The sequence below is a fragment of the Erwinia sp. PME.40.26/001 genome, assembly GCF_055556675.1.
On record NZ_JBVHNP010000325.1, the window covers coordinates 1 to 251 of the forward strand.

Sequence of the window (251 nt, forward strand, 5' to 3'; positions counted from 1 at the left end):
CACGGTCTGTCGGTAGTACTGGATATCGTGCTGAACCACTTCGGCCCGGAGGGCAACTATCTGCCGCTGCTCTCACCAGACTTCTTCCACAAAGAGCGCCAGACGCCGTGGGGCGCCGGTATCGCCTATGACGTTGATGCGGTGCGCCGCTATATCGTGGAAGCGCCGCTCTACTGGCTGCAGGAGTTTAATCTGGATGGCCTGCGCTTTGACGCCATCGATCAGATTGACGATCCCAGCGACAAGCATGT

Annotated in this window: 1 pseudogene; it reads left to right on the top strand. The window is 58.6% G+C overall.

Annotated elements, in window-relative coordinates:
* Positions 1-251: pseudogene (locus tag ACZ3HG_RS24385) on the top strand (malto-oligosyltrehalose trehalohydrolase); the annotation flags it as partial.